The 11,405-nt window shown below is 35.8% G+C and carries 13 protein-coding genes; all 13 read right to left on the reverse strand.

Going from position 1 to position 11,405, the window contains the following annotated elements:
• Positions 1–2,001: a chloride channel protein gene (locus TTHT_RS09035; RefSeq protein ID WP_201327647.1), complete on the reverse strand. Its 2,001-nt coding sequence runs from the start codon at positions 1,999–2,001 to the stop codon at positions 1–3.
• On the reverse strand, positions 2,001–2,645 hold the full coding sequence (gene pyrE / locus TTHT_RS09040; protein ID WP_201327648.1) for an orotate phosphoribosyltransferase: 645 nt from the start codon (positions 2,643–2,645) through the stop codon (positions 2,001–2,003). The genes TTHT_RS09035 and pyrE overlap by 1 nt, the downstream gene beginning before the upstream one ends.
• Positions 2,632–4,038 (reverse strand): sigma-54-dependent transcriptional regulator, encoded by a 1,407-nt coding sequence (locus TTHT_RS09045; RefSeq protein ID WP_201327649.1) that lies wholly within the window; start codon positions 4,036–4,038, stop codon positions 2,632–2,634. Before TTHT_RS09045 ends, pyrE begins: the two co-directional genes overlap by 14 nt.
• A gap of 91 nt (positions 4,039–4,129) precedes the next feature.
• Positions 4,130–4,636, reverse strand: a complete 507-nt coding sequence (locus tag TTHT_RS09050) for a ferritin (RefSeq protein ID WP_201327650.1) — start codon at positions 4,634–4,636, stop codon at positions 4,130–4,132.
• Positions 4,637–4,714: 78 nt separating this feature from the next.
• Positions 4,715–5,536 carry a mechanosensitive ion channel family protein gene (locus TTHT_RS09055; RefSeq protein WP_201327651.1) on the reverse strand — a complete coding sequence of 274 codons (822 nt, stop codon included), beginning with the start codon at positions 5,534–5,536 and terminating at the stop codon, positions 4,715–4,717.
• Positions 5,537–5,583: 47 nt separating this feature from the next.
• Positions 5,584–6,228, reverse strand: a complete 645-nt coding sequence (locus TTHT_RS09060) for a DUF2490 domain-containing protein (RefSeq protein ID WP_201327652.1) — start codon at positions 6,226–6,228, stop codon at positions 5,584–5,586.
• Positions 6,229–6,232: 4 nt separating this feature from the next.
• Entirely contained in the window at positions 6,233–7,150 is a 918-nt protein-coding gene (locus tag TTHT_RS09065; protein WP_201327653.1) for a cation diffusion facilitator family transporter, read from the reverse strand.
• 107 nt (positions 7,151–7,257) lie between these two features.
• Entirely contained in the window at positions 7,258–8,010 is a 753-nt protein-coding gene (locus TTHT_RS09070) for a sulfite exporter TauE/SafE family protein (RefSeq protein WP_201327654.1), read from the reverse strand.
• 93 nt (positions 8,011–8,103) lie between these two features.
• A complete protein-coding gene (locus TTHT_RS09075; RefSeq protein WP_201327655.1) occupies positions 8,104–8,757 on the reverse strand; it encodes an FmdE family protein in 654 nt (217 codons plus the stop codon).
• 17 nt (positions 8,758–8,774) lie between these two features.
• Positions 8,775–9,524: a sulfite exporter TauE/SafE family protein gene (locus TTHT_RS09080; RefSeq protein ID WP_201327656.1), complete on the reverse strand. Its 750-nt coding sequence runs from the start codon at positions 9,522–9,524 to the stop codon at positions 8,775–8,777.
• Complete coding sequence (locus tag TTHT_RS09085) at positions 9,525–9,887, reverse strand: ArsR/SmtB family transcription factor (protein WP_201327657.1); 363 nt, start codon at positions 9,885–9,887, stop codon at positions 9,525–9,527.
• Positions 9,880–10,938, reverse strand: coding sequence for an ACR3 family arsenite efflux transporter (arsB, locus tag TTHT_RS09090; protein WP_201327658.1), 1,059 nt, complete (start codon positions 10,936–10,938; stop codon positions 9,880–9,882). Before arsB ends, TTHT_RS09085 begins: the two co-directional genes overlap by 8 nt.
• The gene (locus TTHT_RS09095) at positions 10,935–11,360 is read right to left on the reverse strand and encodes an arsenate reductase ArsC (RefSeq protein WP_201327659.1); all 426 of its coding nucleotides are present in this window, start codon (positions 11,358–11,360) and stop codon (positions 10,935–10,937) included. Before TTHT_RS09095 ends, arsB begins: the two co-directional genes overlap by 4 nt.
• Positions 11,361–11,405: the final 45 nt, after the last annotated feature.

An 11,405-nucleotide genomic window follows, 5' to 3' on the forward strand; every position in this document is an offset into this window, starting at 1 on the left:
TTACACCCCTTCTTTTTGCCTTAGTTTTCTGATATCTTCGTATTTACCAACAACAACAAAATTGTCCCCCTCATGAAGCACAGTTTCTGCATTGGGGATAAATGTATTTTTGCCTCTCTTAATTATCAAAACCTCAAGATTATAGTTATTCCTTATTGCAAGGTCTTTTAAACTCCTGTTTACAAAAGAATCAGGGACTTTTAACTCCATCAATCTCATCCCTTCCCCTAAATTCAATCCCTTTGTTACATCTTTATACTTTTTTCTTGTAATAACAGCCAAAGCCAATTCCCTCTTCTTAATCTCAAAATTGTAGAGGTTGATTATGTCATGGACAAAAACAATACCCCTGTACTCCATAGATTCACTATCCTTAACAACAGGGATTTCTTCAATTGAATGCCTTCCTTCAATATCCATAGCATCCTGGAGATTGGAATCTTCTGTAAGATACACAGGGTCTTCTGCTATATCCTCTGCTATAACAAGTTCTGCTAAAGCCTCTTTTTCGTAAAAAACAGATTTAATATTATTTAAAGTTAGAATTCCAACCAATTTATTTGATGGGCTTAAAACGGGGAAAACACTTTGATTTGTGGAAAGAACAGTGTCAATAATATACTTTAAATTGTGGTTAATGTAAAAGAAAACACCTTCCTTTATAACAGAGTCTATTTTTACCTGCTTCAAGATTGACTCTTCCCTACCTTCTACAAGCTCAATTCCTTTAAGTTTAAGTTTTAATGTATAAATTGATTCCTTCTTTATTGCAGTTGCTATTAAGGTTGAAATAATACAGGTAAACATTAAAGGTGCAATAACCATATAATTCTGGGTAAGTTCAAAAATAATTATTATAGCCGTAATTGGTGCCTGGGTGGTGGCAGCAACAACAGCCCCCATTCCAACAAGGGCATAAGCACCAGCAGATGCTGCCTGTGGGAAAAGACTGTGAGTTATAACCCCTACTGCACCACCTGTTGCTGCTCCCAAAAAAAGTGAAGGGGCAAAAACACCACCTGATCCACCGGAGCCTAAGGTTATTGAGGTGGCTATAATTTTCATTGGAATCATAAGCAACAAAATGTACAAAGGCCATTGATTGTGCAGAGCACCGTTTATTGATTCATAACCTACCCCGTAAATATAGGGAAAGTAAACCCCTATAAGTCCCACAATAAAACCGCCTATCATTGGCTGGACATACTCAGGGATAGGTGATTTTTCAAACCAATCTTCCAAATAATACAATGTAACAATAAAAGAAACTGCTATCAATCCTGCAACAATACCTAAAAAAGTATAGGGCAACAATTCAAAAGGTGTATTTAAAGAGTAAGGAGGAACCACAAAAGCTACAAGGTTACCTTCAAAATGCCTTGCGACAATTGTTGAAATAACAGAGGATATAATAATAGGGCTTAAAGCCGCAACACCAAAGTCTCCCAATATTATTTCAACGGAAAACAATGCCCCTGCAATAGGAGCGTTAAAGGCAGCGGCAATGCCCCCTGCTGCACCACAGGCAACAAGCGTTTGAATATCCCTTCTATCAAGATTAAAGTATTGGCCAACAGTTGAACCTAAAGATGCACCAATTTGAACAATAGGGCCTTCCCTTCCTACCGAGCCGCCAGAACCTATTGAAATTGCCGAAGCAATTGCCTTTACAAATGCAACCCTTGGCCTTATCTTGCCATCCTTCATTAACATTGCAAGCATAACCTCAGGCACACCGTGCCCCTTTGCCTCTTTCGCAAAAAAGTAAATAATTGGGCCTACAATCAAACCGCCAATAGCAGGGGCAAGGATTTTTCTATATGTTGGGATTGTATGCAAAACCTCAAGGAAGTTTTCGTATCCACTAAAAGAAAGTGTTGTTATAAACCTGATTAATTGCCTTACACCAACTGCTCCTAACCCTGCACAGACTCCAACAATTACCGATAAAATTATGAGAAGTATTTGCTTGTTGGAAAATCTTGCGATTATCCCTTTCATTACTCTCCTTTAAAGTAAGTTGAATACCAGTTTTCAGGGTCTTTTCTAAACTCGTTTATAATATCTGCATCTCTTTGAGAGAGATAGTTTTTTTCAACAGCGTGTTGTAACAGAGATTCTATATTTTCAAGGGATTGATAACTTAACCCCACAGACTTAAAGTTATCATCAGCCTTTTTAAACTGATAACTGAATATTGAAAAAACACCAACAACCTCTGCACCCTCTTCCCTGAGGTTTTTGACAACCTGCACAGAGGATTTCCCTGTTGAAATTAAGTCTTCAATTACAATAACCCTTGAACCCTTTTCAAGCCTTCCTTCAACTGATTTGCCCTTTCCATGTTCCTTCTTTTGAGCCCTCACATAAACCATAGGAAGGGAGAGTTTTTCTGAAATCCATGCAGCAAAAGGGATAGCTGATGTTGCAGTCCCTGCAATTACATTAAACTCAAGGCCTGAATTGGTAATCTTTTCAATAAATGCATCAACAACCTTCCTTCTTTCATCAACATAGGAAATAAAAAGCCTATTATCACAATAAATTGGAGACTTGATTCCCGAAACCCAGGTAAAAGGCGGGTCTAAAGATAGAGAAACAGCCTTAATCTTCAACAAACTTTCTGCAATACTAACCTTTCCCATAGTAATCTTCTAACTCCTTTACATTTATTTTATACTGCTCAATCTTTTTATACATATTGCTTCTCGGCACCCCAATAACCTCTGCTGTTTTTGATATGTTAAAGTTGTTTTCTTTCAACTTTTCAATTATAAAATATTTTTCTGCCATTTCCCTTACCTCTTTTAATGTTTTTGCTTTTAAAAGGTTGGGCTGTTTTAACTCGGGAACCTTTTTAGCCTCTGATAGAGGAAGATTGTCTAAACTAATTGAACCCGTTAAAACCTTTTCAACATCATCCTTGTTTATAACAGGCTTCTGACAGAGAATTACAATTTTTTCTATCTTATTTTTCAACTCTCTTATATTGCCCCTGTATTCAAAACTCTTTAAATATTCAAGTGCATCCTTTTCAAACACAACATTGTCAAGCCTATTTTCTTTCGCCACAATACCTGCAAAATGCTCAGCAAGGAGAGGAATATCGTCCTTTCTCTCCCTTAAAGGGGGCATCTCAATTTCTATAACATTAATTCTATAAAACAAGTCTTCCCTGAAATTCCCTTTCTCTATTTCTTTTTTCAAATCCTTGTTTGTTGCCGATATTACCCTTACATTTACAGGAACAGGATTGTTTGAGCCTATAGCATAAATTATTTTCTCCTGCAAAGCCCTTAAAACCTTTGCCTGGGTTTTGAAACTCATATCTCCAATTTCATCTAAAAATAGAGTTCCATTGTGTGCGGCAACAAACTTACCCTCTTTATCATCAATTGCACCTGTAAAAGAGCCCTTTACATGCCCGAATAATTCACTTTCAATTAACTCTTCAGGGATTGCGGCACAGTTAACCTCAACAAAATTTCCCTTCCTTCCGCTTTTCTCGTGGATATACCTTGCAATCATCTCCTTACCTGTTCCTGTCTCTCCAGTGATTAAAACAGGTGCACTTGTTTTTGCAACCCTCTCTGCAATAGCAAGCACTTTCCTAAAAGCCTCGCTTTCTCCTATTAGGAAAAAGTTATTATTATTTTCAAGATTATCAGTTTTTTTAATGGATTGTATTGCATTTTTTACTGCAATCAGTATCTGCTCAGCACCAAGAGGCTTTTCAAGAAAATCAAAAGCGCCTTTTTGTACAGCTTCAACTGCTGTCTTTATATCCCCATGGCCTGAAATAATAATTACAGGGTTTGTAAAATCATTTTCTATAAGTTTTTCTAAAACCTCTAACCCATCCATAACAGGCATCTTTATATCAAGGAGAACAACATCTGGATTGTCGTTTAACGCTATCTTTAATCCGTCATAACCGCGGGTGGCCTTTAAAACAGAATATCCTTCAAGCGCCAGGATATTTGCTATAGACTCAACAATGTCTTTTTCATCGTCAATAATTAAAACTCTTTCAGCCATGCCTCAATTATAACAGTAAAAAATTTAGTTTAAAACTAAAGACAACAAAAAACCCCGCATAAAGCGGGGTCAACGAAATATCTTTTTTTGTTTAATCTGTTTCAGGGGTATAGGTTCTTTCCCCCAATTCCCTGTCAAGCATAAACAAACCGTGTTTGCTATCACCAATTAATTCAAGCCTGTGTATTATATCTCTGTCGTTTTCCTCTTCCTCTACCTGTTCATCAATAAACCACTGTAAAAAGTTCATTGTCGGTCTGTCTTTTAATTCCTCTGCAAGATCAACAAGTTCATTAATGCACTTTGTGATAAACTGCTCGTGTTTTAATGTCTCTTTAAAAGCGTGCAACGGTGAATCCCACTTTGACGGAGGCTCTTTAATTGCCATCAACTTTATATCGCCCCCCCTTGTTTGAATATAGTTATAAAACTTCATTGCATGCTCTGTCTCCTCTTTGTACTGAACCATCATCCAGTTTGCAAAGCCTTTAAGACCAATTGAATCAAACCATGCAGACATAGAGAGATAGAGGTAAGCCGAGAACAATTCCTCATTTAATTGCTTATTTAAAGCTTCTTCCATTTTTTTGTCAAACATTTTTTCCTCCTTTTCTTTTTATAAATTAAATATATCACTTTTTCATAAATAATTCAAATTATTATTTAATAATTTTTTTTATTTAGACAACCCCCCGTCTAAATGCACATCCATTTGAGGAAATGGAATTGAAATCCCATTTTTATCAAACTCTATTTTCACATTTTCAAGAAGGTAAAAGTAGACATCCCAGTAATCAGCAGGATCAACCCATGCCCTAAGCTCAAGGTTTACAGAGCTATCCCCAAGCTCAATAACAAAAACCTCAGTCTTAGGCTCCTTTAAAATCTTTTCATTTTTCGATGCCACATCAAGCATAATCTTTTTTGCCTTTTTTATGTCGTCTGAGTAACCTATTCCAAATGTAGCGTCAACCCGCCTAATCTTTTCCTTTGTAAAATTAACAATAGAGGAGGTGGTTATTACATTGTTTGGAACGGTTATAACTTTGTTATCAAGGGTTTTTAATGTTGTATAGAAAAAACCTATATCCTGGACGATTCCGCTTGCAGAACCTAAATCAATAAAGTCTCCAATTGTAAACGGCCTGAAAATAACAAGTTGAATCCCTGATGCTATTTGAGAAAGGGAATCCTTCAACGCAAGGCCAATTCCTAAACCTACAGCTCCTATCAAAGCAAGCAGAGAGTTTATGTTAAAGCCCAGTCCAGTCAAAACTGAAAGAAGCACTACAAAAATAAGGGTGTAGTAAACAAGCTTTCTCACAAGATTTATAACAGCGGGATCAACATTTCTCTTTTTCATAATTGAAGCAACAACTTTACTTACCTTTGCACTTAAATAAAAGCCAACTATAAGAAATATCAAATACTTTAAAATAACTCCCCAGTTAGCTTGAAGCCAGAGAGAAACACTATTGTATAATTTCGCAAAATCCATAAACACCTCTTTTTATGAAATTCTTGAGATTATTTTACCACGGGAAGTTAAAAATTGAAATTGAAGCCTAAGTTAAAAACATTCCTTGCTTTTTTTCTCGCATTGTCTTCTCTTAAATAATTTATATTAAATTTGGTGTGTGAATTTAATTTAAATTTAACACCTACATATAGCCTGTTTCTACAAAACTTATTATCCACTGAGGAAAATTGAGGTTCTTCAAAAACATACGGATTAAAGGCAAAATTTTTTACTTTCATTTTCTTTGATACACCAAATAAAAGGCGTAGCCTGTACCTGTCCTTCCCCCTTGAGCTTTTAAAATGCCTTCTCTCAAGCCTTACCCTTGTCACAAAATAGAAACTCTCCTCAATTGAAAAATTCCTTTTCACATCAACAAAAAACCTTTCCTCAACCTTTCCAGTTTTATCTTCCTGTTTGTAATTTAAGGAAATAGAGTACTTGCCCACCTTTTTACCAAATCCAAAAACCCAGTTTCTCGTGTTCAGTTTATTGAAATAATGTTCCTGATATTTGTGCTGCTCTGAAAAATTAAGAAAATAACCTGATTTTAAAGAGTATATTATTTTATTTGTAAACCATTGTTGATTTGTTGACCCTGTGCTTGCAAACAAAAGCACAGGGAAAAAGAAAATTATCAATAAAATATAAAAATTTTTAAACCACTTCATATTTTTAATGCCTATGATTATTATGGTTTTTTATTAAAGACTTGTCATCTTTCCTATTAAACTCGCTCTGTAATGTAACATGGGTTATACCAAAATTTGAATTAAGAAATTTTTCCATTTTTTCAATCTCCTTAGTTGCTTTTTCCAGAGATATATTTTCCTTGAAATCAACATGCGCTTCAAGAAAAACCTCATGGTCGCTCAATCTCCATAGATGCAAATGGTGTACATTATCCACAAATTCAAAATCCTCAAGACCTTTTTTTACATCTTCAATTTTAATATTTTCTGGTGCAAATTGCATTAAAACTTCTATAGTTTCTTTAACAAGAGCAAAAGATTCTTTTCCAAGATATACTGCAATTACAATTGAAATTATCGGGTCAACATAGTACAAATTCCATTGAAGCATTACAAGGCCGCCTACAAAAACAGCAACTGAAGTCATAACATCGGTTAGAAGGTGCAAATAGGCAGATTTAATATTCATATTATTAGATGCATCTTTCTTTATAATCAATACACTTAAAAAATTGAGAATTATGCTTAAAAGAGCAAGGTAAATAACAATTAAAGACTTTACCTCTTCAGGCTTTATCAATTTTAAAACAGCGTGATACAAAAGGGAAATTGCTATTCCAACCAATACCGCAGAGTTAAAGAGAGCTGCAATTATCTCCGCCCTTCTATAACCAAAGGTTTTTCTTTCATCAGGGTCTTTTCCTGCAAGGTGGTTTGCCACCCAGCTAACAATTAAAGCCACAACATCGGAGAAATTGTGCATTGCATCACTTAAAAGAGAGAGGGAGTTTGAGTACAAAGCCCCTATCACCTGCGCAACAGTTATGAAAATATTGATCAAAATTGTGATAAAAAGCCTAAAACCGCTCAATTTATGTTCATGGTGGTGATGGTGAGCCATATCTATTTACCTTCTCCTTTCTCAAAATCAAACACACTCTTTTTAATCAAAAACCACTTGTCTCAAATTTTAAAGCAAACAATTAAAATTCTCCCGACACGCTTCCTTTAAAGTAAAACCTTTATTAAAAGTTTAACCGCCACTCCTAAAAGAATAATTCCAAACATCTGCTTAATCCAGCGCGCTTTCATTTTTTCCTTCATTACCTTTGCTCCTATTTGAGAAGCAATTATAACAGCTATTGAAGTTGCAATCATTAAAGGCCAGTTAAAATGCCCCTCTGCAATATGCCCTGCAAAACCTGAAAAAGAGCTAAAAATAACAACAAAAGCACTTGTTGCCGCAGCTTCCTTTGTTTTATACCCCATTGCAAGCATCATTGGCACAAACAAAAAACCACCGCCTACTCCTAAAAGGCCTGCAATAAACCCAATAAAAAAACCGCCAATAGACATCAAAATCATTTTGGGAAGCTCTTTCATTTTCTTTTCTTTTTCTTTTTGTCCTGCAGAAAGAAGCATCTTCCCTCCGGCAAATATCATTGCAATTGCAAATAAGATAATAAGTGTTTTAGTGGGAACAAACTTTGTAAAATATGCACCAACTGGTGCTCCCAAAAAAGAGGATACTATCAAAGGGATTGAGCCTTTTATGTCAACCATTTTTGCCCTGATATAGTAAACCGCGGCAGACAATGCAGTTAAGCCGTTCAGTAAAAGCCCTGTTGGGATTGCAACACTTTTAAAATCATAGTGAAACCAATGGAAAACCGGGATGTAAAGCATTGCACCACCTAACCCAAGCATAGAAAAAATAAAAGCAAGAAGAAAAATTACAAGAGTTACTATTAAAAGAATCATGGCTCACTCTCCATTTTGTATTTTTTAAAAAACCGGGGGGAAACTCCCCCAGCCTAATTTTTATCATCTATAGGTTTTGGCACTATAAAAATATTACCACTTGTAATTAGTGCAATCCACACAAACAGGCTTACCGTCTTCCATCTTAATGTAATTTTCTGCAACAACATGACCGCAAACAGAGCACTCAACAAGTTTAAAGCATGGTTTTCCCTTTTCAACTTTAAAGTCAAATGGTCCTTCAATCTCAACAACATCTTCAAGCTTTAAAGTAAAAGGCCTTTTAAAACCAGGGACTGCAATATCTTCTGGAACATCAGTTGGATTTATACCCTTGCTTCTGTACTCTGTAATAAAAGGAGCACTAAAAGCCTTGTGCAACATTTCATTTCTTAAAGTTACCTTTACAGCCTTTCCCTCTTTTTTATTTATTAAATAAAAAGTCCACTTTCCTTTAGGCTCTTTTTTCATAAGCCCCTTGCCAAAGGTGCAACCTGTTGCAAACTGAACACCGTCAGCAAAACATCCTGCAGCGTGACCATCACCTATGTTAAGAATTACCATTGAGTCCATATTTCTTTCCCTTTTCATACCGAAAGCCTTTAAAGCTGCAAGGCCTGCCACATAGCCCATAGGCATTCCACCGCATACATGGCCATGAATATTCAAAGCGGAATATAAAAACTCTCTCTCTTCATCGCTCAAACCTTCAATTGAGTTAACAATTGCACGATGCTTATCAAACATAATTACCTCCTAAAAAATTAATGTGCAAAAATAACATTTTTAATAATTAAAATAGCTGCAATTAAAAGCAAAACAATTGCAAAGATTTTCTTTACAGCTTTACCTTTTAACTTTGTTGCCATAAAGTTGGAGCCTAACTGGCTTCCAGCAAAAACCGCAACAACGCACTCTCCCCACAAAACCCAGTTTGGCTTTGCCGCAATTGCAATGTGGGACACAAAACTTGAAACACCTGAAAATGTGACCGCCAAAGCAGAGGTTGCAGCCGCTGCCTTAGCATCTATCCCTGCCATATAGAGAAGGGGAACAACAAAAGAACCCCCACCTCTCCCAATTAAACCTGCAAGGAATCCCAATCCGCTTCCACCTAACAATCCTAAAACAGTCCTGTTTTTATCTGTCATCTTATTTTTAGGCTGCCAGCCAATCCACATTAAAGTCCCGGAAATTGCAGTAAATAATGCAAATATAAAAATTAGAAGTCTTGTTGGAACAATCTTTGAAAAGTAAGCACCAATTGGAGCAAAAGCAAGCATTGTAATTCCAAATAAAAGGCCTATTCTCCAATCAATTAACTTTTTTCTGGCATAGGTTATTGTGGCAGAACTGCTATTTACCACACTTAAAAGAATGCCAAGGGGAAGAGCCTCAGTTTTAAAATCAAGCCCACTCCAGAATAGAATTGGGATATAAATTTGAGCACCTCCCATTCCAAGCATTGAAAACAAAAAGGCAATAAAGAAAAACATTACTGGTATCCACCACATTTATTCTTGCCCCCTATCCAGCTTAATAGAGCAACTCTCCTTGCTCACTTTATTAACAATATCAGCTAAATTTTTAAAATCTTTGCTTCTTTCAAAATGATTTTTTAACAACTTAATCAAATCTAAAACAAATTCATCATTTGAAAGTTTATAAAAAACCCATTTTCCGTCTCTTCTTCCTTCAACAATATTTGCGTTTTGTAAAATTTTCAAATGGCTTGAAATTGTTGAAAAAGAAACTGGAAGAATATCCACAATCTCGCATACACACATCTCTCTTATTGAAAGCATTAGCACAATAGCAAGCCTGTTTGGGTCTCCAAGCGCTTTAAAAACCTGAGAATTGAAATTGAGATTATTCATCTATTGTTTCTCCATAAATCCTTTTCTTAAAATATAAAGCAAGGTCAACAAGCAAAATCATAACAGGCACTTCAACCAATGGCCCAATAACAGCAGCGAAAGCCTCACCTGAATTTATTCCAAAAACAGCAACCGCAACCGCAATAGCCAGCTCAAAGTTGTTAGACGCAGCAGTAAAACTTAAGGTTGTATTTTTCGGATAATCTGCACCCGCTTTTCTTCCCATATAAAACGACACAAGAAACATAATTACAAAATAGAGAAGCAATGGAATTGCAACCTTAACAACATCCATTGGGATTGAAACAATAAGCTTACCCTTTAAACTGAACATAACAACAATAGTAAAGAGAAGAGCAATTAAGGTGATAGGTGAAATCTTTGGCACAACAGTTTTATGGTACCTTTCCTTTCCCATTGCTTTAACACCAATATACCTTGTCAAAGCACCTAAAATAAAAGGAACACCTAAATAAATAAAAACACTCTTTGCAATTTGCGACATTGTAACATCAACCTTAGTCCCTTCAAGCCCCAATTTTTCAGGTAAAACAAGGAGAAAAACATATGCATATACAGAGTAAAAGAGAACCTGAAAAATTGAGTTAAAAGCAACAAGCCCCGCAGCGTATTCAGTATCCCCTTTTGCAAGTTCATTCCACACAATAACCATTGCTATACACCTTGCAAGCCCTATCAAAATCAATCCGTTCATATACTCCGGATAATCCCTCAAAAACACAACAGCAAGAATAAACATTAAGACAGGACCAACCAACCAGTTTTGAATTAAACTTAAAGTTAAAACCTTTGTGTTTTTGAAAACATCCGGCGTCTCTTCATACTTAACCTTTGCAAACGGAGGGTACATCATTAAAATAAGGCCAATTGCAATAGGAATATTTGTCGTGCCAATTGAAAAGCTATTTATAAAATCTTTAAAAGATGGAACAAAATAACCTAACCCAACCCCCAAAAGCATTGCAAGGAAAATCCATAAGGTTAAATACCTATCAAGAAATGACAGCTTTTTTGCAACACCATCTGTCATAAACGCTCCTCTACAATCTTTCTTAAATCGTTTTTTACAAAATACTTAATTAAATCTCTAATCTTTCTAAACTCATTTAACACCTCTTTCCTGCTTCCCTTTGCCTTTGCAGGATCTTTAAAGCCTTTGTGAAAAATAAAGGCCTTTTTTAAATAGGCAGGACAATTTTCGTGGGCATCTCCGCATAGGGTTATTACAAAATCAAAATCAATATCCCCCAATTCAGCAAGAGTCTTTGAGTAATGCCCACTCATATCAATATTGTCCTCTTTCATAATCTCAAGCATAAAAGGATTAAGCCCATGCTTTTCAGTCCCGGCAGAGTAAACCTCAACAAGGTCTGATAAATACTTTTTCCCATAGCCCTCAGCCATCTGGCTACGGCATGAATTCCCGGTACACAAAAATAAAAGTTTTTTCATATAAAACCTCGCTCCATCATTTCTACATTTTTATAAATATCAAAA

It is taken from the genome of Thermotomaculum hydrothermale (assembly GCF_016592575.1).
Classification (GTDB): domain Bacteria; phylum Acidobacteriota; class Holophagae; order Thermotomaculales; family Thermotomaculaceae; genus Thermotomaculum; species Thermotomaculum hydrothermale.